Source organism: Erythrobacter sp. HL-111, assembly GCF_900105095.1.
Classification (GTDB): Bacteria; Pseudomonadota; Alphaproteobacteria; order Sphingomonadales; family Sphingomonadaceae; genus Erythrobacter.
This window is the reverse complement of record NZ_LT629743.1, coordinates 392900-418039: the sequence shown is the minus strand read 5'-3', so window position 1 is coordinate 418039 and position 25140 is coordinate 392900. Positions and strand designations below refer to the sequence as shown.

Sequence of the window (25140 nt, the reverse complement as noted above, 5' to 3'; positions counted from 1 at the left end):
CACCGGGCCGCGGCTCGCATTGTCCGAATACAGACAAGTGGAGGACGCGGAGCGCTCACCGTCCCGCGGACGGCATCCCCGCGCCCCGGAAAGGGAGAGAGATGCCTGATAAGGACCACCGGCGAGAACGCATGGTCACACGCCAGATCGAGGCGCGCGGCATAGATGATGAACGCATCCTCGCAGCGTTCAGGGCCGTCCCGCGTGAGCGCTTCGTGCCCGACGACATGGCCGAGTTCGTCTACGACGACAGCCCGCTCCCGATCGGCGAGGGTCAGACGATCTCGCAGCCCTTCATCGTCGCCTCGATGATCGAGGCTGCGCGGATCGACGAGGGCGACCGCGTGCTCGAAGTCGGCGCCGGGTCGGGTTACGCCGCCGCCGTCCTGTCGCGGATCGCGGCGGAAGTCTTCGCGATCGAGCGCCACGAAAAGCTCGCCCGGCAGGCCCGCGAGCGGGTCGAGGCGCTGGGCTACGACAATTGCCGCATCATCGCGGGCGACGGGATGAAAGGCCTTGCGGGCGAGGCCCCGTTCGAGGCGATCCTCGTCGCGGCGCGCGGGCTCGAGGTGCCCGACGCCCTGAAAGACCAGCTCGCGATCGGGGGCCGGCTGATCATCCCGGTGGGCGACGAAAGCGTCCAGCAGCTCACCTGCATCACCCGCACCGCAGAACACGACTGGGACGCGCAGGAAATCACCGCCGTGCGCTTCGTGCCGCTCCTGCCCGGCGCGGTGCCGGAAGACGGCAGCCGTTCGGCGAGCAATCACGTCGCCTCGCGGGAAAAGTCCACGCCCGAACTGATCGCCCATGCCGCCATCGCCCTGCCGGATCTCGACGATCCCGCCTTCGCCGAAACGTTCGACCGTTTCGCCGACCGCCGGGTCGTCATGCTGGGCGAAGCGAGCCACGGCACGCACGAATTCTACGCCGCGCGCGCGGCGATCACGAAACGGCTGGTCGAACGCCATGGCTTCACCATCCTCGCGGTCGAGGGCGACTGGCCCGATGCCGCCGCCTATGACCGGCTCATCCGCGGCAAGGGTTCACGCGCCGACCGGCCCGGGCCGTTCCAGCGCTTCCCGACCTGGATGTGGCGCAACACGGTGATGCCGGGACTGCTGCGCGATCTGAGGTCGATCAACCAGGGCCGCGAGGAAGCCGAACAGGCCGGTTTCCACGGGCTCGACATCTACAACATGAACGCCTCGATCGCCGCGGTGCTGGACTATCTCGACGAGCACGACCCCGAAGCCGCCGCGGCGGCGCGCGAACGCTATGGCTGCCTCACGCCGTGGCAGGCCGACCCGGCGACCTACGGGAGAGCAGCCCTGAAATCCGGCTATGCACGGTGCGAGGAGCCCGTGGTCGAGCAATGCCGCGAAATGCTGGGCCGCGCGCTCGAGGAAGACGGCGAGAGCTTCGGGGCGGCAATGAACGCGCGCCTCGTCGCCTCGGCCGAGCGCTATTACCGCGCGATGTATTACGGCGGCGCGGAAAGCTGGAACCTGCGCGATGCCCACATGGCCGAAACGCTCGAACACCTGCTGGAGCACCGCGGGCCGAATGCGAAGGCGGTGGTCTGGGCGCACAACAGCCATATCGGGGATGCGCGCGCGACCGAGATGGGCCGGGTGCGGGGCGAACACAATATCGGCCAGCTCGCGCGCGAGAAATGGGGCGAGGACGTCGCGCTCGTCGGGTTCGGCACGCATGGCGGGACGGTGACCGCGGCAAGCAATTGGGATGGCGACCACGAGACGAAGCGCGTCAACCCGTCGCGCCGGGACAGCTATGAACGGCTTTTCCACGAAAGCGGCGCTTCGCCATTGCTGGCCGATTTCGGCACGGCGCCCGAGCTCGCCGGGAGGCTGGGACAGCCGCGGCTCGAACGCTTCATCGGCGTGATCTACCGCCCCGACACCGAACGCTGGAGCCATTACAGCGATGCCTGCCTGCCCGAACAGTTCGATGCCTATTGCTGGTTCGACGAGACGCGCGCGCTCGAACCGCTCGCGGACCGGGAACCGCATGGGGGTGGAGGAGAAGACCTCTATCCCTTCGGCCTGTGATCGCGCGGGGCCGTGGCGACGGCTGCCAACCAGCTGCCCGAGGTCGGCGGCCCCTTCGCTCCCGTCACGGGCGAAATCATCGAAGCGGGCGTGAAGACCGCGCTCGACAATGGCCGTATCCGCGCCAGCCTCAACTTCTATGAGATCAAGCGGCAGAATTTCCTGCAATTGCTGCTCGATGAAGACGGCGAAACCGTCGATGCGGGCGGCGATGGCGAAGAGGACCTGCAGGCGCTTGGCGAAGTGACGAGCCGAGGGATCGAATTCGATCTGGTCGCAGACCTCACCGATGACTGGGTGGCCACGCTGGCCTATGCCTACAATGATACCCGGATCACCGAAGACAACGGCACGACCGGCTTTCTCAATTCGGTCGGAACACGGTTTGCCAACGCACCCGAACATCAGCTGGGCTTCTGGACCCGTTACCAGGTTCCCGCGATCGATACCGCGTTCGCCCTCGGAGCCGACTACATCAGCGATCGCCTCAGCCTTTCGGGCCAGACGGTCAAGGAATACGTCGTCTTCGACGCGTCGATCATCTGGAGCCCCGGCCCCGTCGAGGTGCTGCTGCGGATCGACAACATCCTCGACAAGACCTACGCCGAAAGCGGCTTCATCGACCGCACCGGACATTTTCCGGGCGAACCGCGCACCGTGTTCGTGGAACTGATCAAGCGTTTCTGATGGAACTGGCCCGCACCTCCGCAAGGGTTGCAAGCGCCCGGCCCGCCACGAAACGCAAGGCATCGCGCGTCTGGTGGGCCGTGCATCAATGGGTCGGGCTCAAGCTCAGCCTGTTCATGGCCTTCATCATGTTCACCGGAACGCTCGCGGTGGTCAGCCACGAGATCGACTGGGCCCTCCAATCCAGTCTCCGGGTGGCACCGGCAAGCGTCGCCGGTCCGATCGACTGGCCCGGCATCGCGACCAATGCCGCCAGCCATCCGGGGGTCGCGAAAGTCTGGTCGATGGAAGCGCCCGTCGCGTCGGCCTTCGCGGTCAAGGTAATGGTCGAGGACCGGGACGGCGACCTGTTCTACCTCCATGCCCATCCGACGACCGCCGAGATCCAGGGCGAGGCGCCTTGGGCAGGCGCGCAGCGTATCCTGCGCAATCTGCACCGGCACCTCAACCTTCCGACCAGGATCGGGGTGCCGATCGGCGTTCAATCGGGACCCCCTATCGGCGCGCAAAAGGGACCCCTCTGCGGTTGCGAGGATCGGTTGACGCTGGGCGCGGTTTTCGCGCTGCTGGCGGCGTAGGGAGGGCGTAGCCCGACCGGAGGCGTCAGCAGCGCGAAGTCGGTTTTCTGATCGGGTCAGCTGCGGTTTTTGAAGCGCCAGCTGTCGTTGCCGGTCTCGACGATATCGCAATGGTGGGTGATGCGGTCGAGCAGCGCGGTGGTCATCTTGGGATCGCCGAAGACGGTGGGCCACTCGCCGAAGGCGAGGTTGGTGGTGATGATCACCGAGGTCTGCTCGTAGAGTTTGCTGATCAGATGGAACAAGAGCTGCCCGCCTGATCGGGCGAACGGCAGATAGCCCAGTTCATCGAGCACCACGAGATCGAGCCTGCCGAGCTGGGCGGCGATGGCGCCAGCCTTGCCGATGCGAGCTTCTTCCTCGAGCCGGGTGACGAGATCGACCGTATTGAAGTAGCGCCCGCGAGCGCCAGCACGCACGACGCTGGCGGTGATCGCGGTGGCCAGATGGGTCTTGCCCGTCCCGGTGCCGCCGATGAGCACGATGTTGCGGCGACCGGGCAGGAACGAACCTGCGTGCAGGGAGCGCACCAGCTCTTCGTTGATCGGGGTGCCCTCGAACGCGAAGGCGTCGAGGTCCTTGATTACAGGCAGCTTGGCTGCGGTCATGCGGTAACGGATCGAGGCGGCATGACGATGCGCGGCTTCGGCGCGCAGCAGGTCGGTCAGGATCTCGTGGGTCGTGCGCTTGCGCTGCAGCCCGGTGGTGACCGCCTCGTCGAACGCGCCGGCCATGCCCTTGAGGCCGAGTGCGCGCATCGCCTCGATCATCTCATGCCGCTGCATCAAGGCCTCGCACCGTATCGTAGCGCGCGCAGTCCGCGATCGGCGGATGGTTGAGCTTGAGATCGACGACCACGTCCAGGGGGCGCTCGGATGGCGGGTCCCGGTATCGGGCCAGGATGTTGAGGATGACCTCGTCGCTGACGGCGCCGGCATCGAGCGCCTCCCGGACCGCGGCCTCGACCGCTTCGAGGCCATCGGTCATTATGGCTGCCAGCACGCGCACGAAGCGGCGGTCGGCTTCATCACCGCTGCCCAGCTTGCGCCGCAACCGCGTCAGTGCCGGTGGCAGGTCCCACCCCTGGAAGGGTGCGCCGTTCCGCAGAGCGCCGGGCTTGTTGGCCAGAACGGGCAGGTAATGCCAGGGATCATAGATCGTCCGGTCGCGGCCGAAGTGCCGGGCATGCTCTGCGATTACCTCGTCGCCGAGGCGCACGACGATGCGGTCGGCATAGGCGCGGACCTGGACGGCCCGCCGCGCCGCCTTGGCCATGACCGAGTAGCGGTTGCGGTCGAAGCTGATCAGGCAGGTGCCGGTCACGGCATGCGCGGTCTCATGGAAGCCATCGAACGGTGCCAGCATCGGCTGCAGGGCTGGCCGTTCGAGCTCCAGCGCCTCGGCAACGGTCAGCTCCTTCTGCTCGGGATGCGCGTGCGTTGCGGCCCATCTCAGGCACTCAGCTTCCAGCCACCCGTTGAGCTCCTCGATGCTGGCAAAGCGCAGGCGAGGCTGGAAGAAGCGGCCTCGGATGGTCTGAACCTGGTGTTCAACCTGACCCTTCTCCCACCCCGCCGCCGGGGAGCAGGCCGTGGGCTCGACCATGTAATGATCGGCCATGACCAGAAAGCGGCGGTTGAACACCCGCTCCTTGCCGACGAACACGGTGGTAACCGCGGTCTTCATGTTATCGTAGATGCCGCGCAGGGGCACGCCGCCGAAGAAGGCAAAGCCCCGCGCATGGGCGTCGAACACCATCTCCTGCGTCTCGCGCGGATAGGCCCTGACGTAGACCGCGCGCGACGCGCACAGCCGCATCTGCGCCACCTTCACCCGCATCGGCTTGCCCGCGATCTCCACATCCTCGTGGCTCCAGTCGAACTGGTAGGCCTCGCCAGGCTTGAACATGAGCGGGATGAAGGCAGGCGCCCCATCACCCGCATCCTTGCGCCGCGCTTCCGTCCAGCGCCGGGCGTAACGTCGGACCGCGTCGTAAGAACCTTCGAACCCCTCACGGCAAAGCAGATCATGGATCCGGGTCATGCGCAGCCGATCGCGCCGGGGCCGGGCCTCGTTCTCCGTCAGCAGCACGTCGAGCCGCTCCTGAAACGGTCCAAGCCGGGGCAGCGGCTGAACCGTGCGGCGATAATCAAATGCGCCTTCCGGCGCTCGGATCGCCTTGCGCACCACCTTGCGCGACAACCGCAGATCCCGCGCAATCGCCTTGATCGCCTTCCCGCCCGCGTGCTCCCGCCGAATCCGAACAACCGTCTCCACAACCAACATCCCGATCTCACCACCTGGAAAACCAGGCAGCCTGCTACACCATCAGAATGAGGGGTCCCTTTTAGACGCCGATCACCCCGCTAACGGGGTCCCTTTTGCACGCCGTTCCACAGATGTTCGGGGATGCCACCGACCCCGAATTCCTCTCGCACCTGCCGTTAAAGAACGCGGGCTGGCTGGTCCTTGCAGTGCCCGAACACCATACCGGTCTGACCCACAGTGATGCCCGTCAGGCGCTTTTGCAGGCGATGAAGGATGTGGGTTAAGCTGGCAAGATCGCAGTAGCGGCGCATCACGAATCGACGGCTGAAGTCCTGGCATCGGGCAGGGCCGATCTCGTGCTCATGCCCTATCGGGACGCCGCCTATGCCGCCGCCAGGATGATCGCCAATGATGAAATCCCACCGGAATGCTCCGCGAATGATCCCATGGGCCAAAAGGAACTTCCGGCATGACGGATGTCACCATTCCTCCGCGCAGGATACTCGTCGTCATGGGAGAAGGCGGTGGCGCAGCCGCGCTTGAAACGGCGATCGCACTGGCCGATCATCACGCGGCGGAAATCGAGATCTTTACCTGTGTCCAGCCCCCGCATGACCTGCAACTCCTGGCAAAGCTTGCCGGCAGGCAGGCCGACGAACTGCTGGATGAACTGAAGGATCGGCGCCAAAGTGAGATTGCCGGGCTGCTCGCGCAGATGGGCCTGACCCGGTCCTTGAAGATCCATCTGCGGACCGGCAAACCCTTCATCGAGGTCATCAGGTTCGTTCTCGCCTCCGATATCGATTTCGTGGTCAAGACAGCCGAGCCTTTGAGCAGCGTCCAGCGGTTTCTTTTCGGGAGCACCGACCAGCACCTCCTGCGAAAATGCCCCTGTCCTGTCTGGCTTGTCGCACCGGATGCGAATCCGTTGCCCCGAACGGTGCTGGCGGCGGTGGATCTCGATGAGGAGAATGCGGCGGAGCCCGAAACCCTCGCGTCGCTCAATCGCCGCGTGATCGGGATGGCTCTTCATGTCGCAGGCCCCGCAAACGCGGAAGTCTTCGTCCTGCATGGCTGGGATGCCATCGGGGAGGGACTGGTCTGGGCATTTTCGACCACCGGGCAATCGGCAGCCGACAGATACACGCGAGAAATCCGGGAGAAGCGCCGCCGCGCGATGGATTTGCTTCTGGAAGAAATCGCGGCCGAAGGATCGGTCCAGGGCGCAGATCGGATCGTCCCGCGCCTGGTCAAGGGCCCGCCCGAGCAGGTGATCGCGGAACAAAGCCGCAAGCTTGGCGCCGAGGTGCTGGTGATGGGAACCGTGGCTCGGACCGGGCTGGAGGGCGTCATCATCGGCAACACGGCCGAAAACATCATAAACAGTATCGAATGCCCCGTTCTGGCGGTCAAACCGGACGGCTTCGTAAGTCCGATTGCTCCCGTTTGACCTCATTGCCTGTCCAGTATCCCGAGCATTCGCCGCGTCCGATCCGGGGTCGATTGCCGAATGGCGGCGACCAGCGCGACCTGCCCTGCAAGTTCCGGATCAATGGCCCCCCTCCCTTCGAAGGGCGAGGACCGGCGCACCCCGGGACAACGATCCAGCGCCCTGCGCACGGGAGCCGGTTCGAAAGGCGTTCATGTCGCGGCGAACGGGCTCGACCTTTTTCGCAAGCCATGCGTCCCTTTCTGCGCTAGGGGCGCGCGGGAGAGACGCGATTCCCTCTCCAGCGCCCCCCAGATCCGAAGCGCGCCCCCGCGCCGGTTCCCAGCGAACCGGCGCCTCACCCCTGTCAGGCAATATCGATGAACTTTCCTCCCCTTCCCGCCAGCCTCGCGGCTGCCCTCGCCGAACGCGGCTACACCTCGGCAACGCCGGTGCAGGCCGAGGTCATGGAGGCCCGCGCCGCAGGGCGCGACCTTGTCGTTTCCGCCCAGACCGGGTCCGGCAAGACGATCGCGTTCGGCCTTGCCATCGCGGCGCAATTGCTCGGTGAAGGCGAGGCGATGCCGGCCGCGCCGTCGCCGCTCGCGCTCGTGATTGCGCCGACGCGCGAGCTCGCCCTGCAGGTGAGCCGCGAACTCGGCTGGCTCTATGCCGGAGCGGGAGGCAGGATCGCAACCTGTGTCGGCGGGATGAATCCGCAACAGGAACGCGCGAGGCTGCGCGCGGGCGCAAACATCGTCGTCGGCACGCCCGGGCGGCTGCGCGACCACCTCGAACGAGGCGCGCTCGACCTCGCGGCGCTGAGGGCCGTGGTCCTCGACGAGGCCGACGAGATGCTCGACATGGGCTTTCGAGAGGAGCTCGAGGCGATCCTCGACGCGACGCCCGAGGGGCGCCGCACGCTGCTGTTCTCCGCGACCATGCCGCGCCCGATCGAGGCGCTCGCGCGGCGTTACCAGCGCGATGCGCTCAGGATCGCGACGATCGGGGAAGGACGCGGACACGGCGACATTTCGTACGAGGCGGTGATCGTGCCGCCGCACGAGGTCGAGAACGCCGTGGTCAATCTCCTGCGCTTTCACGAGGCGGAAACCGCGATCCTGTTCTGCGCCACGCGCGAGAAGGTCCGTCACCTCCACGCCGTGCTGCAGGAGCGCGGCTTTGCCGCCGTCGCGCTGTCGGGCGAGCATTCGCAATCGGAGCGCAACCATGCGCTCCAGGCGCTGCGCGACCGGCGCGCGCGGGTCTGCGTCGCAACCGATGTCGCCGCACGCGGGATCGACCTGCCGACGCTCGGCCTCGTCATCCATGTCGAAATTCCGCGCGATGCGGAAACGCTCCAGCACCGCTCCGGCCGCACGGGCCGCGCAGGGCGCAAGGGCGTCGCCGTGCTGATCGTGCCGTTTTCGCGCCGCAAGCGGGTCGAATCCATGCTGCGCCATGCAAGGATCGCTGCCGAATGGCGCGCCGTGCCGGGCCGTGACGCGATCCGCGCAAAGGACCGCGCGCGCCTGCTGGAAAAGCTGCTCTCGCCGGTCGAGATCGAGGAGGCCGAACGCGACATCGCCCGCCAGCTGCTCGCCGAGCGCAGCCCCGAGGACATCGCCGCCATGCTGGTGCGCGCCCACAGCGCGCGCCTGCCCGAACCCGGAGAGATCGCCGCGAGCGGCCCCGAGGCGCGACGCGAGGCGAAGAAGGACGGTCCCCGTCCCGGTTTCGAGGACGTCGTGTGGTTCCGCCTGGAGGTTGGCCGCCGCGACAATGCGGAACCGCGCTGGATCCTCCCTTTGCTCTGCCGGAGAGGCGACATCTCCCGCAACGAGATCGGCGCGATCCGGATCGGCGACACCGAAACCTTCTTCCAGGTCCCGCGCGCGATCTCTGCAAGGTTCGCCGAAACCGCGGCGCGCACCGGCAGGAACGGGGGCGAGGAGGCAGCGATCGCGATCGAACGCTCCGAAGCCGGCCCGACCATGCCGCCGCGCGAGAACCGCTTTCCCGGCCGGGGGTTCGTCAAGGCGAGGCCGAAGGGCAGGAACCCGGCCGGCCGAAAGCCGAAACCGACCGGCAAGGAAAAGCAACCGCACAAGAACGGCAGGCCCGCAGAAGCGCGGCGAAAGCAGCGGCAAGGGCGCTGAACGGGCGGCGCACGGCGCTCCGGCGCGCGCCGGGCGGGTGAAACGATCGGTCCGGGCCGGCGTTGGAAAGGTATCGCGCGCCCGCGTGCGCCCCTTTCCTCCAATCGCAGGTTTGCCATGAACATTCTCGTCGCAGGTTCCACCGGAAACACCGGAAGCCGTCTCGTCCGCCAGCTCGTCGAAGCCGGTCACACGCCCATCGCGCTCCATCGCGCCTCGTCCGACACCTCCACGCTTCCGGAAGGGGTCGAGAAACGGGAGGCCGACCTCACGAAGCTCGGGGACGACGTGTGCGCCGGGGCCGACGTGGTCGTCTTCGCGGCCGGTTCGGGCGGGGACACGGGCGAGGAGATGACCGACAAGGTCGACCGCGACGGTGCCCGGCGGCTGATCGACATCGCCGCAAGGGAGGGCGTCGAGCGCTTCGTCATGCTGTCATCCGTGGGTGCGAGCGATCCCGACCCTTCGGGCAAGCTCGCGCATTACCTCAAGGCAAAGCACGATGCCGATGAACATCTCAAATCCTCGGGCCTCGCCTACACGATCGTGCGGCCCGTCGCTTTGACGGACGACGACGGCAATCGCAACGTCCGGCTCGGCGACGAGGTCGATCCCGCGGGCAAGGCCGCACGCGGAGACGTCGCCGCGGTCCTTGCAAGGGCCGCGACAGACTCCGCGCTCGAAGGCAAGGTCTTCCTGATGGAAAGCATGGGCTGACCGGATCGCGCCGCGAAATCGGCAGCGCCGGAGCAACCTCGCCCCGAAAGCGCGAAACCTGCGGCAACGGAAAACCTTGCACTGCGGACGCAGGTGCTGTTCCCTCGGTCATCGGCGCGCCTGCTCGCAGGTTTCGCCGGCAGGACGCCCTACGCAAAGCCCGACGATGGAGGTGCCGCATGAAAAGGACAGGACAGATGTTTCGCCCGTGGACCCGGCTCGCTGCCCTCGCGATCGCCGGGGGTGCCGCCGCGGCCTGCGCTCCGATGGAGCGCGCGGATCAAGCCGCCGAACCGCGCGGTGCGCAATCGCGGGAAGCGGCAATCTTCGTGCCTGGCACGCTCGAACGGGTCGCGACCGGCTTCGGCTTCACCGAGGGCCCGGCATGGGACGGAAAGCGCCTCATCTTCAGCGACATACCCGGCGACACTGTCCATGTCCTCGATCCGCGCGGAAACGAAGTGAGCGTGCTTTATTCGCCTTCCGCGCAAGCCAACGGGCACACCTTCAACCGGGACGGAGATTTGCTTTCCGCAGAACATGCCAGCGGCGAGATCACCCGCTGGACACCTCGATCCGGGCGCGAGACGATCGTGGCGGAATATCGTGGCGAACACCTCAACAGCCCCAACGACCTCGTCGTGCGCGCGGCAGACGGGATGATCTTCTTCACCGATCCGCCCTACGGCCTCGGCCGGCCCTACCAGGGCGAGGAGCGGGAACGAGAGGTGGAATTCAACGGCGTTTTCGGTTTCGACGAGGCGACGGGCCGGATGGTTCTGATCGACGATTCGCTCCAGAGGCCGAACGGCATCGCGCTGTCACCCGACGAAAGCGTTCTTTACGTGAGCGATTCGGCAGACCAGAAATTGTGGGCCTACGACCTCGCGGCGGACGGGACGGCCAGCGCAAGGCGGCTGTTCGCCGACCTCGCGATGGAAGGGGGCGAATGGCCGGTCGACGGAATGCGCGTCGACAGCGAGGGGCGGGTCTACGCGACCTGTCCCGAAGGCATCTGCGTCCTTTCGCCGGAAGGCGCGCGCGTCGCCACGCTCGACATGCCGGTGCGCTCGACCAACGTGTCCTGGGGCGGGAGCGACCTTTCCACGCTCTACATCACCGCGGGTTCGGATGTCTGGAAGGTCGAGACGCGCGCACGCGGCATCGGGTCCTCGATCAGGCCCGCCCCCTAGGCACGCCTTACCCGCAGCGCGAATGCCGCCGGGCGACGGCGCTTGTCCGCAGGCCGTTGTGCACGCGCGGCGAGGCGGGGCGAGGCCGGAACGATGATGCTGCCGATCCGGTTGAACCGGTGCAGCCCGTGCCGCCCCCTTACCGAATGCCGGCACGCTGTCGCCACAGGAGACGCACCAATGAAGACCCGTCCTTCGACACGCATCGCCCTTGCCCTTTCCGCCGCATTCCTCTGCCTCGCCGGGCCGGCCGTCACGCGCGCGCAGCCGGACAACCAGGTCGAATCCATTGCCGCCGGCGACGTGATCGTATCGGTCCGGGAGGTCGCCAAGGGGCTGGAAGAGCCGTGGGCGCTGGCCTTCCTCCCGGACGGGCGAATGCTGGTGACGCAGCATGGCGGCGATCTTGTCGTCGTCACACGGGACGGATCGGTTTCGGCTCCGGTCGGCGGCACGCCGGAAGTATGGAGCGAAGGCCAGGGCGGATTGATGGACGTTGCGCTCCATCCCGATTTCGCGCGCAATTCGATGGTCTATCTCTCCTTCGCCGAGCCCGGCGAGAACGGAACCGCCGGCACCGCTCTCGGGCGGGGCCGCATGGTCGGCGACCGGCTGGAAAATTTCGAGGTCATCTGGCGGCAGAAGAAGGTGGAAGGGCCGAACCACTTCGGAAACCGCATCGTCTTCGCGCCAGATGGCAAGCTGTTCCTGGCCCTGGGAGAAAGGTTCAAGTTCAATCCCGCGCAGGATGTCTCGAACACGCTCGGCACGTTGATCCGGCTGAACGATGACGGTTCGGTCCCTTCGGACAATCCCCTGGTCGGGCGGGAGGAAGCGGACCCGGCAATCTGGTCCTGGGGCCACCGCAACATCGAGGCCGCAGCGATTGACCGGAGCACGGGAGATTTATGGGTGGCCGAAATGGGCCCTCTCGGCGGGGACGAGCTGAACCGGATCGAACGCGGCGCCAATTACGGCTGGCCGGTGGTGAGCTGGGGGATCAACTACGACGGCATCGACATCCCCGACCCCACCGAGTTTCCCGAATACGAGGATGCCGTCCACCACTGGAGCCCCGTGCGCTCGCCTTCGGGCATGATCGTCTATGATGGCGAAATGTTCCCCGAATGGCGAGGCGACATCCTGTTCGGCGCGCTTTCGGCGGGCGGCGTCGAACGCGTCGACATGGAAGCGGGCGAGGTCCGCGAAACCGAGTTCATCCCGCTCAATACCCGCATCCGCGAAGTCGGGCAGGGACCTGACGGCGCGATCTGGCTGCTGACGAACACGAAAGATGGCCCCGGAAGTCTCTGGAAACTCGTTCGGCAAGAGGTTCGTCCCGCTTCGCAGGACGGCGGAAGGACAGGCCCCGACCCGATGAACGGGGAGATGCCTTCTCGGGGATACTGACCGATTGCCCGAAGCCAGCGACGTTTCGAACGAAACGGGTCTGGTAGCGGAGGAGGGACTCGAACCCCCGACACGCGGATTATGATTTCTCGGCTTATTGCGCAATTTCAATTCCTTAGGGTGTAAACCTTGCCCACATTGTGCCCTTACGCATCAATGACTTGGCTATGCTGTGTAAACCGCTCATGCGCTCAACCTATCGACCAGAGAGACGATGACGCGCGCCTCATCCACGTAGCGCGCTCGCACCTCGGCAATGCGCTGTGAGGTCCAACCAACGATGCGTGCAATCTCGTCATCCGTAAGGCCCTTCATGGCCAGCCACGTGACGTAGGTGCCGCGCAAATCGTGCATGGTGCGGTCGAAGTCCGCAGGCTTGCTGCGCTGAAACACTGTTCCCAGCCCGCTCTCCGTCCAAGGCAGTCCTCGGCTATTTCGCAGCACCACGCCTTGGCGGTGCGTGATAGTATCGAGAAAGCTGCGCAGCTCGGGGATCACGGGAATGACTGCCCTGCCCTTGCGCTTGCGGGTGGTGAGGATGATTGCCTTGTCCGACACCTGCGACCAGTCGAGCCGCACAAGGTCGCCCAGGCGCAGCCCCGTCATGCTGGCAAGGCGAAGTGCTTGCATCAGTTGCTCGGGCGCATCGGCCATCGCCTGCCAGTGCCGGTCCTCCCATATCATGTCCGACTTGTCGGCGCTGTGTAGCTGGGGGATGCCCGCCGCCACGTTGATGGTGAGAAGCGCGTTTTCGACCGCCCAACCCAGAACAGTCGCCATCATGACGGCAGCCTTGTCGGCTGTCCGGGGTTGGCCGCGCCAGAGGTCGCGCCACTCGATGATGTCCCGGCGCATCCGCCGATCCTCGAAGGCCGCAATCGGCGCCGCGCCGAATTGCTCATCAATCCGGTCAAGGATGCGGTTGTAGTCGCGCTGCGTGCTGTCAGCGAGGCGCTCAAATTCGGGCGAAGCCCGGTAGGCGACAATCACCGCCTTGAACGTGTCGCTCGGCGCGCCCCCGCTCGCTTCCTCCCGCGCGGCTATGGCTTGAGCAAATAGATCGGGCGTGATGATCGGGCGCGCGCCGTCCTGGCGGTGAATGCAGGGTCCACCGCGCCACGCATACACATTCCAGCGGATAATCCCGCTCGCCAGACGCTTCTTAACTACGTGAAGGCCGGACAGAATGCGATTGCTTCGCCTTCCACGCATCGAATGCACTCCCTTGCCCTTCGTTCTTCGGATAAACGGTAATCCCGTCGGCTCGCACGTCCACCGCCCCCGGCTCTATTCCAAGCTCGCGCAGCAGCTCAATTGCACTGCGAATTTCACTCTCGGGCAGGAGGCGGCGGCGCGCGCTCATGGCGTCAGCTCGGGCTTGGCGCGCGGGTTCCAGCCTTCCACGTGCCGCACTTCGTCAGGATCGAGCACGCCGGTTTCCACGGCGATCTTGTGCGCGTTCCATCGGGTGGCAGGATCGCCGCGCAGGAAGGCGGACAGGTCAAGCTCCATCTCGAAGCCCGAGGCCGGGGAAAAGACGCTGCGCGCGAATTCGGCTTCCAGCTTGCGCGCCCATGGTGCCAGCGTGAATTGCGCAAACCAGCGTCCCGCCGTTTCGGAATTCGTGAAGGTGTTATGGCTGTAATCCTGCACCAGCGGCGGGGGCACCTGAAAGAGGCGGCAGATTTCTTCGACCCCGAACTTCCGGCTTTCCAGCAGCTCGGCATCCTCGGGCGAGATGGCGGCAGTCGTCCAGGTCAAGCCCTGATCGAGCACCAGCACCCGTCCCACATTCTGCGCGCCCGCGTGCTTCTTTGCGAATTCGCGGGCGAAGGCGTCCTTGTCCTCGGCATTCAATTTGCCGGGGAAGGTGAGAATGCCCGAGGGATAGCCGCCCCGGTCAAGGAAGCCCTTGGCGAAGGTGTTGGCCGCTGCCACGCCCGCGACGGTTTCGGACGCCCGCGAAAGCCGCGAACGCCCTATCAAGCCATCATCCGAACGGTCCCGCAAGTGCAGCACTTCGGATTGCAGCAAGCGCCGCGCACGGCCCCGCCCGAACGGGTCCGACACGTCATAGGCGAGCCGCCCGGTGGAAAGATATTCGACCGACACGCGCGACCAAGGGATGAATTCCAGCCCGATCAGCGCGCCGCTGCGATCACGCATGATCTCGGCAAGCCCGTTGCCGCTCAAGAGCGCGTCGGCAACGAAATGCTCCACGAATTCCGGCCATGTCATCTGTGCATTCACGCCTTGGCGGGTGAGCATGACAAGCGGGTGGTCGAACTGTTCGACCCGGTTGCCCTGTCCGTCGCGCCGATAGACCAGGGCCGGGATATAGGCGAGCGCCGAGCTGATCGCAGCCGCGCACGCATAGACGGCTGAAATATTCTCGGCGGCGCGCGCGCTCATGGCCGCGCCCATGCCAAAGCCGGGGGAAAGCGCCTGCCAGCTCAGATCGGCGTTGCGCCGTTCGAAGCCGAACCGGCGCGCAAGATTGTCGATCATGCCCATGGGGTGCGCTCTCTCAATTCGACCGCCCGCCGCCGCGCGGCGCGCGCATCGGCCTCGCCTCGGGCGCGCAGGGCAATCTGGGTATCGGGATAGGCCGGGAACGCCTGCACAACGGACACTTCGCGCAAGTCGATAGCGCGCAGGCTGCGACGGTTCCCCTGCCAGACTTCGCCGCCCGCCGGGATGAGGAAGCCAAAGCTCATCCCGCCAATATCGCCGCGCGCGGCAAGGGCAATAATGTCCCGGCCCGCTTGTGTGTCGGGTAGATCCAGCGAAAAGGCGAGGCCTCGGCTGTCCTCGGCAAGGCGTAAGGTGCCGGAACGGGTCCGGCCCAGCACAAGGCCGGGGTCATGATCGACCAGCGCCAGAATGTCGCCATCGAGCGAGGCGCGGAACGCCCCCGGCTCGATGGTCTCGACAAAATCGCCCAGGCGCGCTTCCGCGCCGAAGGTTGCGGCATAGCCCTCCAATCGCCGCGCGCCTGCCAGCGCCCGGAATTCGGGAAAGGCCCGCCGCTCGATTGAAGGGCAAGCCGCGCGCGTCACGGCTTGAAGCCCGTTGCCGACACGAACGCTTGCGGGTGACGGCAAGCCGTGTCCACGGTCGCAATCGCGCGCAGCGAGATGTTGCCCTTCTTGTAGGCCGCGCTCTCGTAGGGGTTCACGAGAATGTCGATTTCCGACCAGACGCCAATCAGCAGCTCCGACCAGTCGCCATAGATCAGGCCATGCTCATCATCGTCATCGCCGAGATTGTTGGGCACCTGATTGCTGAAGGCGCGCGGCTCCATGTGGAACAGTTGGTCCATGCTGATCGGCAAGCCCGTGCTGTCGCGGGTTTTCATGGCCGCTTCCTTCACGCCCATGGTGCCAAGGAAGGAACGCATCGCGCCCACGTTGGCAATGTCGGCCTTGGCGATCATCCCGGCCGTGAGCGTCAGGAAGGTGGTATCGCCAGGCGGAACGCCTTGCGCATGGGTCTGAATGCCGGGGGTATTGAGCAAGCCGAGCGGCTGCGTGGTGCCCGTGCCGCTGATCGCAGCGCGGTCGATACCCAGCGCAATGTTGCGCGCCAGCATCTGGCGCAACAGCATCTCCACATCAGGCGAGGCCTGCAAGATCATGTTGCGCGACCATTGCGTGATGACGCCGCAATGCTTGGGCTTCAGCTCGACACTGCCGAAGGTCGCATCGCCTTCGTCAAAGTCGGCATTTTCGGCCTTCCAAGTGGGCTGGGGGCTGGTGCCTTCCTTGGGGATTTCGACACTGCCGGTCAGGCCGGTCAGAACGGTTGCCCCCATGGCGCGCACCACGGATTGCGCGGTCAGGGCGCTAATATACAGCTCGGGCCGGTGATCGGTGGGGACAAGGGTTCCGCCGCTATCGGCGGCGCTGGTCGTGGCGCGGGTTTCCAGCGCCTCGGCGGGGATGAACAGGCCTTGCGGCGCGCGGCCCGCGCGCTTGGCCAGCTCGGCCTGCATCTCGCGTTCGCGGCCCCAGTCCACGCCTTCCATGCCCGCCGCCCCGGCAATCGCGCGGCGGATGGAGAACTGGCGCAGCTCGGTTTCCAGCTTGCCATCGCCGACAAGCGGCTTGCCGCGTTCTTGGCGCTCGGCGTTCTCGATAGCCTCGGCGCGCGTGATCTGCGCGGCGATGCTGTCATATTGCGCCTTGGCGGTGTCGAATTCAGCGCCGCCCGCTTCCTCATGGGCGCGCATGGTTTCGAGCGCAGCGGCGCGGCGCTCTTTCAATTCAGTCAGTCTGGTCATGATCATGCCTTTCTAAGTGGCCGGGGGATCGCTCCCCCGGCGCGCAGAATGCCCACTGCTTCGCAGCGTTGGCGGTTGGGTGCCGTCCGGGTGCCTCGGCGCGGAGTGGCGCGCCTGCCCCGCCCGGACGGCGGTGTGAGAACGTATAGGGCCGGTTCTCACGCTTTCCGGGGCCGGAAACTGTCATTCACAACCTCATGGGGGGAAGGTTGCGGGTCATCACGCCGGGGGGATTGCCCAAGGCCTGCGAGAGCAAGTCAGCGCACTCGGCAATCGTGTGCTGCGCGATGATTGAAGAGGGGATCGCAAGAAAGCCGCCTGCAATCTCGACCGGATTGACGGGCTGGCGCGATGCGTCGTTGAAGTCGAAGAAACGCCCGGTCGCCTTGCAGAAGGCGACATGATCGCAGCCCCATTCATCGGACACGTTGCCGGACGGGTCCAATACCCGAAACAGCAGATACCAGGTGGACATCTGTTCGCCTTGGTCGTTGTCGGGCAGGCGCATCGAGCTGTCCGCGGCGATCCGGTGCGCCATGCCAGCAGCATGGGCAGGCGGCAGGCCGAAACGGCTTGTGCAGTAGAACATCGCCCGCACAAAGATAATGTCCCGGCCCGAGAACATGCGGCGCGCGCGCAGCCTGCGATCAGGGCTTGTGCCGAGGGACAGATACTCCCGGTCAAGCCAGTTATTGATGGTCCCCATGGGCGCGCCGCTGATCTGCGACGTCTCACGCTGCGTGAATTGCGGCTCATCAAGGTCGAAGGCGATGATTGTTTCGTCCATGAGGCCCCTTTTGCACTCACGTGAGTATAGCGTCAATACGCTGAATATTAAATTTTCGGGGAATGCCGCGTGGCAGGCTCTAGCCCAGCGCCGCAATCTCCCGGCAAATCTGGTCGAGCGTCTCGTCCTCGCACTCGATGCGGCCATCAGAATGCAAGGCGCGCAGCTTGTAAATCAAGCCCTCGGCGTCGGGCGCGGGCATCCGCAGAAACGCCAGCATCGTGTGATCATGCAAGTCGGAAACGCGGGCGCTTTCTTCCTCGTCATCAAGGTCGAGTGCTTCCCATTCGGCATCGAGCGCCGCGACCTTGGCGACGGCATCGGCCCAGCTCTCCGGCATCTCCACAAGGTCTGTCCTGAAGGGCCTGCTTGCGGAATTGTGGAAGCTATTGGGCGCAGCTAGGGCATTGTCGTTCATCGGTGCCTCCATGAAAGGCGTTGGTGACAAGAGCCGGGGGAAGGGGGCAACCTTGCCTCGGCTCGCATTTTCTGGCACCAGAAACAGGCAATGTCAAATACTGGCGCTAGAAATGCGGGGCCGGGAAGGCCGAAAGTCGGGGCAACCCCGGTGAATGTCCGCTTGCCCCCGGACGATCTGGCGGCGCTAGATCGGTGGATTGCAGCGCAGCCGGAACCGCGCCCGACCCGGCCCGAGGCTATCCGTTCCATTCTGAAAGGGCACCTGTCATGATGAGGCCGAACAACAGGGAAATGAAGGTTCTGCGCGAACTATGCTTAGGAACCATTGAAAGCGCGGCCCACTTCGCGCGGATCGGCCCGAAGACCTTTGAGGCTATGCTGGCGAAAAACTGGATTGTTGAGGCCTATTGCTCGACATACGACGTTGACGGCTATCAAATTACACCTGAGGGCAAGGCGGTCTTTGGACGCTACGCCTAAACCCAGAATATCCCGCCGCCCTGATACACCTTTTCGCCTTCGTCGCGCGCTGCCAGCCCGCAAGCCATGATCAGCGCCACAAGCGGGTCAATGCGGTCAATCGAGCGGTTCTTGCTCGGCTTGCGCGCCCCCGCTGGGTCCATTTCATAGACCACGTTGCCCGCGCACCAGCGCAAGAGCGGGTGCATCCCGTGCCGCAGGTTCCCGTTCAGCATCGCCGTTTCGAACGCATCGGTTGCCGGTCCCATGCTCTTGAAGCCCTGCCCCCATTCGACCAGGGGAAGGCTTACACCCTCGGCGTTCAGGATCACCTGCAAGTCCTGAAAGGCGTAGCGGTCGAAGGCCACGCCGCGCACGTCATAGGTGGCTGCGATCCTGCCCAGCGCCGCCGCGATATACCGCTTGTCGATCGCACGCCCCGGCGTCGGCTCGATATGCCCCGCCTTCGCCCAGGTGCGATAGGGCACCCGGTCAACTTCCTCGCGCTCGGCAAGGTTCTCTTTCGGGCACCACGCGAAGGGCACAACCGCGCCCCCGTCCTCGGGAAAATAGAGCACCAGCGCCGATAGATCGCGCGTGCTCGATAGGTCCAGTCCCGCATAGCATGGCCGCCCTGCCAGCGCCGCCGGGTCAACCGGCGCGCCGCAGGCCTCCCATTCCGCCGGATTGATGGCTTTCGGTTCGGCGTCCACCCGCTGGTTTAGGTAGAGGTTCCTGAAGGCCGGTTCGAATGTCGGCATCCGCTGCGCGCGCGCGGCTTCCTCGGCAAGCTCTCGCTCGGATCGGAATTTGCCCAGCGCCGGGTTGGCGAGGGGCCAATTGGCAGGATCGAACGGGTCTGCATCCTCGGGCACGGCATAGACCGCGCCGTGAAACGAGGGGTCCATGATTTCGCCCGAGGCGATGCGGCCGGCGTAATCGACCATCTCGCTCATGACGTTCTCGGCGCGCGGGGATTGCGTGCCGATCACCAGCATCAGCGGGTTGCGCCGCTTGCCCAGCGAGGTGCGCAGCACGTCGAACAGCTCGCGCTTTTTCCATTGCGCCAGCTCATCACACACCACGAAAGACGTTGCGAGGCCATGGGTGGACCCGCCGTCGCTGGCAAGCGCCCGGTAGATCGAGCCAGTCACGCTGTCCTCGATTTTCTTGTGGAACCGCTGCAAATTGAGCCGCGCGGCCATCCACGGCGTTGCCAGAATGATCGCTTCCATCTCGGCATAGACCAGGGCGGACTGGTCCCGCGTAGCGCCCGCCGAATAGCATTCGCCGCGCGGCTCGCATTCCGGCCCGACCAGGTGAGCGAGGCAAAGAGCGGCGCATAAAACTGTCTTGCCGTTCCCGCGCGCCACGGACAGCAGCCCGGTTCGCACGGCGCGGTCGCCGTATTCGTCATCCCGGTAAATGCCTTCGATCCATTCGACCTGGAACGGATCGAGCTTGATGCGCTCGCCAGCGCCAAAGCCCTTCGTGATCGGCAGGCTTTCGATGAATGCGATGACGCGCTGTGGACGGGTGAGGCCATCGGCTTCCCATGGCTGGGGCGCTGACCAGGGTGTGGGTTCCCAGCCATCGAACAGCGGCACGGGTGCGCCGGGACGCGCCCCGCGCGATGCTGCGAGCTGCCGAGCAGCGCCAGGACCGCGCGCGCCCACGGGTTCAATCCCCGCCGGGGCGCGGCCCCGGCTTGGATGAACTAACTATATTTTGTGGACCCGCGCCGGTCCTGACCTGAAAGCCCTGAGCGATTTTGTCGTCAATGCTTTCAGTGAAGCGAGCAAACCAGCGGTAGCACGCGCGGATGTGTTCGCCCTTCCTCTCGCCGCGCGTCTCATCCTTGCGCAGCCGAGCAACGCACGTGCCGCGTTCGGGCATGATCAGCAGATGATCATCGGGCTTCAGGTGTGCCCTCCACCAGTCGCGTTCGTGCGCAGTCGGCGCAGCGATGATAAGGAAGGTTCGATGATCCACGCGCACGTTGGCGAGACGTGCCAGCTCGGCGTTGCGCATGGCGAGGGCGCGCGGCAAGAACGTGTCGGGCGCGTGATGTGTGGGCGTGCGCGCTAGCTTGGCCATGATGTCGTCAAGGTCGATGAGCTTGTCATGCCCCTGCATGGCCCCTCGGGCATAGGTGGACTTGCCCGCACCCGGTGGCCCGAACAGGATGGTGAGCGGCGAAAGGCAGGGGCGTAGATCAGCAGGCCGCGCCAGTGTGGGTAGGTTGGCCTTGTGCCCCGATGCGCCCCACGGGTGCCAGGCATCAAGGGGCCTGCCATCCGCATCGCACCCCTTGCGAGGCTTTGCCGTCTTGACCGCCCCGGCCTCGGTTCCGCGCGCCGTCTTTGCCGAGTGGCAGGAAGGGCAATAGCTGGCCAGCCCGTGAAGCTCCGGGAAGGCTTCCCCGCCCTCGCTGATCGGGGTGACGTGATCGACCGTGTTTGCCACGGCAGTTATGCCGATCTCGGCGCACCCCTCGCAAAGAGGCTGCGTTGCCAGCTTCAACCGGCGAAGGCGCTGCCAAGCGGCGGTGTTATAGGGCCAGTGCGCCATTGGTCTCCACCCTCACGCGCACCCAGCGCACATTCGGCCCGAAAGCCCGCCTTGCCGCGCCTAGCAGCGCGTTTCCGAACCGTTCTTCGAGCATCTGGCGTCGGCAAGGGTCTGCGATGATCACCGTGGCCCCCGGTTCATCGAAAACCATTGCGGCACACGCAAAACAATCCCGCCAAGCCTCTTCTCCGATGCTGGCCTTCAGCGCGGCGTGCATGGTGAGAGACCGCTCATCCTCTCGCGCTTTCGCTGCAACCGGCACGCGCAGCTTGGGATCGCTGCGCGCGGCAGAGGCGGGGAGAGCCGGGGGCGGTTCCTGGCGCTTCAGCTTGGCCTTGCGCGATGCTGCCTCGGCTGCTTTCCGCTCCAAGGGCAAGCGCCAATATTCATCGCCAGCTTCGCGCGCGGGGTAAGGGTTATTTGGGTTATTAAGGGTTTGGGGGCACGTGGTGCCGGGGTCGGCGGCACGTGGTGCCGGGGTTTCCGTTTTTGGTGCCGGGGGCATCTCGTGCCGGGAGGCACGTGGTGCCGGGGTTTCCATCTCAAGTGATGATACAGGGTGGACCCAGTAATACACGCCCTTGCCGGGGTCTTCCTTTCGAGAAATGTGGCCCGCTTCCTCAAGCCTTCGAAGGGCATTGCGAATAGCCCGTTCCGAAAGCTCAGTTTTGGTGATGAGGTCGAGCTTTCGCCCCTTCACGCCCTTTTCCCGGTCACGGGAAGAAATGGGTATCCACGTCATGCCGTCTAGCTGGTCGTTTGCGGCGTCTGCAAGCGCCAGTAGCACGGCCTTGTCAGTCGGCGATCCGATGGACATTTGATAGACTTCGGAGAACAGGGTGATGCTCATTTGCGCGCCCCTGATCCAAGAGCCGGACGCAACAAAATGCGGCACGGTTTACAGCCGAGTGTAAACCGCCCAAACGCATCATCGCTAAGTGATTGAAAACTGGTAGCGGAGGAGGGACTCGAACCCCCGACACGCGGATTATGATTCCGCTGCTCTAACCACCTGAGCTACTCCGCCCCAATGGGGATTCGCGCCGGCGGCTTGGCCGGGCGAGCGGCGCATTTAGGGCGGGGTCCCTCCCCGGTCAAGCACCTCTTGGGGGCGGGCGGGCGGACGCTTCAGGCCCGCTCCTGCCCGCGGAAGGCCATGCGCTTGACGTGGCTCCACGGGCCGCCCTCGTAGCGGTGCAGTTCGAGCGCGGGAAAGGCGAAGGCGCGCGGTTCGATTTCGGGCGCGAGGCTCGCCTGCAGCGCGCGGGCCTCCTCTTTCGTCACCTTGTTCTGGATGGTGATGTGCGGACGCGGCTCGTGCAGGTCCTGGTCGGTCAGGCTGCCGTGGAAATGTTCGGCGACGAGGGCGCGCAAGGACAGGAGTTCCTCGCTTTCGAGCGCGATCGCGGTGCCCTTGCCCAGATCCATCAGACCGGTGATGCGGCCCTGCGGCGGGGCGAATTCGCGGGCGATGTCGGGGAGGAAGTCCTTGAGCTCGTCAAGCAGCGAGGGCGCGAAGGCGTGGAACAAGGTAACATGAGCGTGGAGGTGGTTGCGCTCCGGAGGGAAATGCGCGCGGCGCAGGCCATCGGCCCAGCCCTGGAGGTCGGGCGGAAGGGCGGCGGTGACGATGAAGGGGCGGGACATCGGGGGATGGTTAGCACGCTGCGCGCTTCAGGTGCGAGTCCCGGCCTTCGCAGGGACTCACGCTTGTCACATCTCCCCCCGTTCCCGCCTGAGCGCATACCATTCGGCGACGTTGGCGTTGTGCTCTTCCAGCGTGTCGGCGAAGACGTGGCCGCCGGTGCCGTCCGCCACCATGAACAGCGCGCTCGTGTCGGCCGGGTCCAGCACCGCCGCGATGCTTTCGCGCCCCGGATTGGTGATCGGCCCGGCGGGAAGGCCGACGCGGGTGTAGGTGTTGTAGTCGTTGACCGCCGCGATCTCGGACTGGCGGATGCGGCGGCCCAGCGGCTTGCCCTGCGTGATCGGGTAGATGATCGTGGGGTCCGCCTGCAGCAGCATCCCCGCCTTCACCCGGTTCGAATAGAGGCCCGCGACCATGCGCCGTTCGGAGGGCTTGCCGGTCTCCTTCTCGACGATCGAGGCGAGGATCAACGCGTCGCGCATGGTGACGACCGCGATATCGGGCGCGCGTTTCGCCCAGGCTTCGGCGAGGTAACGGTCCATCGCCGCCTGCATCCGCTCGACCAGTTCGGCCCGGCTCTCCCCTCGTTCGAAGGAATAGGTGTCGGGCAGGATCGAGCCTTCGGGCGGCACCTCGATCTCTCCGGTCAGCATGTCCTCGGCCATCAGCCGCTCCCACACCATGATCGAGGGCATCCCTTCGGGCACGGTGACGAAGCGGCGGATGACGTCGCCGGATTGGAACCGGGCGAGGATTTCCGACTGGTTCATGCCCGCGGTCAGGCGGAACTCGCCGGCCCGGATCGGGTCGGAGGAGCCGAACAGGCGCGCATTGAGCAGGAAACCGTCGGCAGAGGATACGAGCCCCTCCGCCTCGAGCTTTTCCGCCACGGCCGCGACGGATGAGCCCGAGGGGATGATGAAGGCGGTGTCTTCCTCGACGGTCGCCTCGCCCAGCTGCGCGGCGGCGAACCACGCGCCGCCGGCGAAAAGCGCGATCAGGGCGAATAGGACGAGGAGGCCCTTGCGGCCCAACCGCTCAATCGACCTTCTGCATGATCAGCGAGGCATTCGTCCCGCCGAAACCGAAGGAGTTGTTGAGCACTGCGCGCACCTCGCGCTCCTTCGCCTTGAGCGGGACGAGGTCGATGCCTTCGGTGCCAACGTCCGGATCGACGAGGTTGAGCGTGGGGGGCACCACGCCATCGCGCATGGCGAGGAGGCAGAACACCGATTCGACCGCGCCCGCGCCGCCGAGGAGATGCCCGATCGCGCTCTTGGTCGAGCTCATCGAGGCGCCCGACAGGTCCTCGCCCAGCACGCGCTTGACCGCGGCGAGTTCGATCGTGTCGGCCATGGTGCTGGTGCCGTGGGCGTTGACGTAATCGATATCGCCCGGGCCGAGGCCGGCCTTCTTCAGCGCCATCCGCATGGCGAGCTCGGCGCCCCTGCCTTCCGGGTGGGGGGCGGTGACGTGATAGGCGTCGCCCGACAGGCCATAGCCCGTGACCTCGCCGTAGATCTTGGCGCCGCGCGCCTTCGCCCGCTCGTATTCCTCGAGTACGACAATGCCTGCGCCCTCGCCCATGACGAAGCCTTCGCGCGCCTTGTCATAGGGGCGGCTCGCCTCCTTCGGGCGGTCGTTGAAGCTGGTGTTGAGGGCGCGCGCCTGCGCGAAGCCGGCGATTCCGAGCGGGTTGATCGTGCCTTCGGCACCGCCCGCCAGCATCACGTCGGCATCGTCCATCGCGATCATGCGCGCGGCATCGCCGATCGAATGCGCGCCGGTCGAACAGGCCGTGACGACCGCGTGGTTCGGCCCCATGAAGCCGTACTTGATCTGGACCTGCCCGGTAACGAGGTTGATGAGGCGCCCGTGGACGAAGTGCGGGGAAACCCGCCCCGGCCCGCGTTCGTGGAGGTTGACGCTTTCCAGCTCGATTCCCGGAAGGCCGCCGATCCCGGCGCCGATCGAACAGCCCACGCGCTCCTTTTCCGCGTCGGAGAGGTCGGTCAGGCCCGCATCCTCGAGCGCCTGCCCGGCAGCGTCGATGCCATAGACGATGAAGGGATCGACCTGGCGCTGGATCTTGGGGTCCACGCGCCTGTCCGGATCGAAGCCCCATTCGTGGTCCCTGGGCTTGACCTCGCAGGCGATGGTGCATTTCTGGTCCGAGGCGTCGAAGCGGGTGATCGGCCCCGCCCCGCTTTCGCCCGCGATCAGGTTCCGCCAGCTCGTCTCGACGTCCCCGCCCAGCGGGGTGACGAGACCCAGCCCGGTTACAACCACACGGCGCATTACACTCCCTTTCGTCTCCCGCGCAGCGAGCCATCGGGTCGCGCGCGCTGCCCCGCTGCGGGGCTCAAAAGCTACAGGCCCGCAGCCCGCCGAAGGGGGCCCGGGCCTGTCTGTCGGTTGTGCGCGATGGACCTTTCCCCGCGCACGTCGTCCCGGGGGCGC

At 65.8% G+C, this 25140-nt stretch carries 23 protein-coding genes and 1 tRNA gene; 9 read left to right on the top strand and 15 right to left on the bottom strand.

Translation table 11 applies throughout. The features are described from left to right. Positions 1-101: 101 nt before the first annotated feature. From BLU08_RS02015 to BLU08_RS02005, 3 genes are read left to right on the top strand one after another with little or no spacing between them, the layout of a single operon-like run. Positions 102-2072, top strand: coding sequence for a protein-L-isoaspartate(D-aspartate) O-methyltransferase (locus BLU08_RS02015; protein ID WP_090194580.1), 1971 nt, complete (start codon positions 102-104; stop codon positions 2070-2072). Positions 2073-2084: 12 nt separating this feature from the next. Next, entirely contained in the window at positions 2085-2759 is a 675-nt protein-coding gene (locus tag BLU08_RS02010; protein WP_090194578.1) for a TonB-dependent siderophore receptor, read from the top strand. Further along, positions 2759-3337 (top strand): PepSY-associated TM helix domain-containing protein, encoded by a 579-nt coding sequence (locus BLU08_RS02005; RefSeq protein ID WP_090194575.1) that lies wholly within the window; start codon positions 2759-2761, stop codon positions 3335-3337. Before BLU08_RS02010 ends, BLU08_RS02005 begins: the two co-directional genes overlap by 1 nt. Before the next feature lie 56 nt (positions 3338-3393). On the opposite strand, the gene istB is transcribed toward BLU08_RS02005, so the two are convergent. Both istB and istA read right to left on the bottom strand, forming a co-directional pair. Continuing rightward, on the bottom strand, positions 3394-4122 hold the full coding sequence (istB, locus tag BLU08_RS02000) for an IS21-like element helper ATPase IstB (protein WP_090193854.1): 729 nt from the start codon (positions 4120-4122) through the stop codon (positions 3394-3396). Further along, positions 4109-5623, bottom strand: coding sequence for an IS21 family transposase (gene istA, locus BLU08_RS01995; RefSeq protein ID WP_090193857.1), 1515 nt, complete (start codon positions 5621-5623; stop codon positions 4109-4111). The genes istB and istA overlap by 14 nt, the downstream gene beginning before the upstream one ends. Positions 5624-6074: 451 nt before the next feature. On the opposite strand from istA, the gene BLU08_RS01985 reads away from it, so the two are divergent. From BLU08_RS01985 to BLU08_RS01965, 5 genes are all read left to right on the top strand, one after another. Continuing rightward, positions 6075-7055, top strand: coding sequence for a universal stress protein (locus BLU08_RS01985; protein ID WP_090194571.1), 981 nt, complete (start codon positions 6075-6077; stop codon positions 7053-7055). 359 nt (positions 7056-7414) lie between these two features. Then, a complete protein-coding gene (locus tag BLU08_RS01980) occupies positions 7415-9193 on the top strand; it encodes a DEAD/DEAH box helicase (protein ID WP_090194569.1) in 1779 nt (592 codons plus the stop codon). A 117-nt stretch (positions 9194-9310) separates the two neighbouring features. Next, positions 9311-9910 (top strand): SDR family oxidoreductase, encoded by a 600-nt coding sequence (locus tag BLU08_RS01975; protein WP_090194566.1) that lies wholly within the window; start codon positions 9311-9313, stop codon positions 9908-9910. 179 nt (positions 9911-10089) lie between these two features. Then, entirely contained in the window at positions 10090-11103 is a 1014-nt protein-coding gene (locus BLU08_RS01970; protein ID WP_090194564.1) for an SMP-30/gluconolactonase/LRE family protein, read from the top strand. Positions 11104-11283: 180 nt separating this feature from the next. Beyond that, positions 11284-12513: a PQQ-dependent sugar dehydrogenase gene (locus BLU08_RS01965; RefSeq protein WP_090194562.1), complete on the top strand. Its 1230-nt coding sequence runs from the start codon at positions 11284-11286 to the stop codon at positions 12511-12513. Positions 12514-12696: 183 nt separating this feature from the next. Here BLU08_RS01965 and BLU08_RS01960 read toward each other — a convergent pair whose 3' ends face one another. The 6 genes from BLU08_RS01960 to BLU08_RS01935 form a co-directional block, all read right to left on the bottom strand. After that, on the bottom strand, positions 12697-13725 hold the full coding sequence (locus BLU08_RS01960) for a tyrosine-type recombinase/integrase (RefSeq protein ID WP_090194559.1): 1029 nt from the start codon (positions 13723-13725) through the stop codon (positions 12697-12699). 147 nt (positions 13726-13872) lie between these two features. Beyond that, a complete protein-coding gene (locus BLU08_RS01955) occupies positions 13873-15027 on the bottom strand; it encodes a phage portal protein (protein WP_090194556.1) in 1155 nt (384 codons plus the stop codon). Beyond that, positions 15018-15497, bottom strand: a complete 480-nt coding sequence (locus BLU08_RS01950; RefSeq protein ID WP_233996048.1) for an HK97 family phage prohead protease — start codon at positions 15495-15497, stop codon at positions 15018-15020. Before BLU08_RS01950 ends, BLU08_RS01955 begins: the two co-directional genes overlap by 10 nt. 71 nt (positions 15498-15568) lie before the next feature. Continuing rightward, on the bottom strand, positions 15569-16795 hold the full coding sequence (locus BLU08_RS01945) for a phage major capsid protein (RefSeq protein WP_090200882.1): 1227 nt from the start codon (positions 16793-16795) through the stop codon (positions 15569-15571). Between the two features lie 187 nt (positions 16796-16982). Continuing rightward, entirely contained in the window at positions 16983-17582 is a 600-nt protein-coding gene (locus tag BLU08_RS01940) for a hypothetical protein (RefSeq protein ID WP_090194555.1), read from the bottom strand. Between the two features lie 79 nt (positions 17583-17661). Continuing rightward, entirely contained in the window at positions 17662-18000 is a 339-nt protein-coding gene (locus BLU08_RS01935) for a hypothetical protein (RefSeq protein WP_157674426.1), read from the bottom strand. Positions 18001-18269: 269 nt separating this feature from the next. Between BLU08_RS01935 and BLU08_RS01930 the strand changes: the two genes are divergently transcribed. Then, a complete protein-coding gene (locus BLU08_RS01930; RefSeq protein ID WP_090194550.1) occupies positions 18270-18482 on the top strand; it encodes a hypothetical protein in 213 nt (70 codons plus the stop codon). On the opposite strand, the gene BLU08_RS01925 is transcribed toward BLU08_RS01930, so the two are convergent. The 7 genes from BLU08_RS01925 to fabF form a co-directional block, all read right to left on the bottom strand. After that, the gene (locus BLU08_RS01925; RefSeq protein ID WP_233996047.1) at positions 18479-20068 is read right to left on the bottom strand and encodes a terminase large subunit; all 1590 of its coding nucleotides are present in this window, start codon (positions 20066-20068) and stop codon (positions 18479-18481) included. The genes BLU08_RS01930 and BLU08_RS01925 overlap by 4 nt on opposite strands. 73 nt (positions 20069-20141) lie before the next feature. Continuing rightward, complete coding sequence (locus tag BLU08_RS01920) at positions 20142-21032, bottom strand: HNH endonuclease (RefSeq protein WP_090194545.1); 891 nt, start codon at positions 21030-21032, stop codon at positions 20142-20144. Continuing rightward, positions 21013-21882: a hypothetical protein gene (locus tag BLU08_RS15060; protein WP_157674425.1), complete on the bottom strand. Its 870-nt coding sequence runs from the start codon at positions 21880-21882 to the stop codon at positions 21013-21015. The genes BLU08_RS01920 and BLU08_RS15060 overlap by 20 nt, the downstream gene beginning before the upstream one ends. A gap of 100 nt (positions 21883-21982) precedes the next feature. After that, positions 21983-22059 (bottom strand) — tRNA-Met (locus BLU08_RS01915). A 101-nt stretch (positions 22060-22160) separates the two neighbouring features. Then, entirely contained in the window at positions 22161-22679 is a 519-nt protein-coding gene (locus BLU08_RS01910) for a 2'-5' RNA ligase family protein (RefSeq protein ID WP_090194542.1), read from the bottom strand. Positions 22680-22745: 66 nt separating this feature from the next. Further along, positions 22746-23714: an endolytic transglycosylase MltG gene (mltG, locus tag BLU08_RS01905; RefSeq protein WP_090194540.1), complete on the bottom strand. Its 969-nt coding sequence runs from the start codon at positions 23712-23714 to the stop codon at positions 22746-22748. A 4-nt stretch (positions 23715-23718) separates the two neighbouring features. Further along, positions 23719-24978, bottom strand: coding sequence for a beta-ketoacyl-ACP synthase II (gene fabF / locus BLU08_RS01900; RefSeq protein WP_090194538.1), 1260 nt, complete (start codon positions 24976-24978; stop codon positions 23719-23721). Positions 24979-25140 lie beyond the last annotated feature (162 nt).

Bases quoted from the DNA above. Each gene is read 5' to 3' on its own strand.
- BLU08_RS01980 (WP_090194569.1), top strand. From the start codon at position 7,415: ATGAACTTTCCTCCCCTTCCCGCCAGCCTCGCGGCTGCCCTCGCCGAA.
- BLU08_RS15060 (WP_157674425.1), bottom strand. From the start codon at position 21,882: ATGAGCATCACCCTGTTCTCCGAAGTCTATCAAATGTCCATCGGATCG.
- BLU08_RS01945 (WP_090200882.1), bottom strand. From the start codon at position 16,795: ATGACCAGACTGACTGAATTGAAAGAGCGCCGCGCCGCTGCGCTCGAA.
- BLU08_RS01920 (WP_090194545.1), bottom strand. From the start codon at position 21,032: ATGGCGCACTGGCCCTATAACACCGCCGCTTGGCAGCGCCTTCGCCGG.
- fabF (WP_090194538.1), bottom strand. From the start codon at position 24,978: ATGCGCCGTGTGGTTGTAACCGGGCTGGGTCTCGTCACCCCGCTGGGC.
- BLU08_RS01955 (WP_090194556.1), bottom strand. From the start codon at position 15,027: ATGGGCATGATCGACAATCTTGCGCGCCGGTTCGGCTTCGAACGGCGC.
- BLU08_RS01960 (WP_090194559.1), bottom strand. From the start codon at position 13,725: ATGCGTGGAAGGCGAAGCAATCGCATTCTGTCCGGCCTTCACGTAGTT.
- BLU08_RS01975 (WP_090194566.1), top strand. From the start codon at position 9,311: ATGAACATTCTCGTCGCAGGTTCCACCGGAAACACCGGAAGCCGTCTC.
- BLU08_RS02015 (WP_090194580.1), top strand. From the start codon at position 102: ATGCCTGATAAGGACCACCGGCGAGAACGCATGGTCACACGCCAGATC.
- BLU08_RS01970 (WP_090194564.1), top strand. From the start codon at position 10,090: ATGAAAAGGACAGGACAGATGTTTCGCCCGTGGACCCGGCTCGCTGCC.
- BLU08_RS02005 (WP_090194575.1), top strand. From the start codon at position 2,759: ATGGAACTGGCCCGCACCTCCGCAAGGGTTGCAAGCGCCCGGCCCGCC.
- BLU08_RS01985 (WP_090194571.1), top strand. From the start codon at position 6,075: ATGACGGATGTCACCATTCCTCCGCGCAGGATACTCGTCGTCATGGGA.
- BLU08_RS01965 (WP_090194562.1), top strand. From the start codon at position 11,284: ATGAAGACCCGTCCTTCGACACGCATCGCCCTTGCCCTTTCCGCCGCA.
- BLU08_RS01940 (WP_090194555.1), bottom strand. From the start codon at position 17,582: ATGGACGAAACAATCATCGCCTTCGACCTTGATGAGCCGCAATTCACG.
- istA (WP_090193857.1), bottom strand. From the start codon at position 5,623: ATGTTGGTTGTGGAGACGGTTGTTCGGATTCGGCGGGAGCACGCGGGC.
- BLU08_RS01935 (WP_157674426.1), bottom strand. From the start codon at position 18,000: ATGAACGACAATGCCCTAGCTGCGCCCAATAGCTTCCACAATTCCGCA.
- BLU08_RS01930 (WP_090194550.1), top strand. From the start codon at position 18,270: ATGATGAGGCCGAACAACAGGGAAATGAAGGTTCTGCGCGAACTATGC.
- BLU08_RS01910 (WP_090194542.1), bottom strand. From the start codon at position 22,679: ATGTCCCGCCCCTTCATCGTCACCGCCGCCCTTCCGCCCGACCTCCAG.
- istB (WP_090193854.1), bottom strand. From the start codon at position 4,122: ATGCAGCGGCATGAGATGATCGAGGCGATGCGCGCACTCGGCCTCAAG.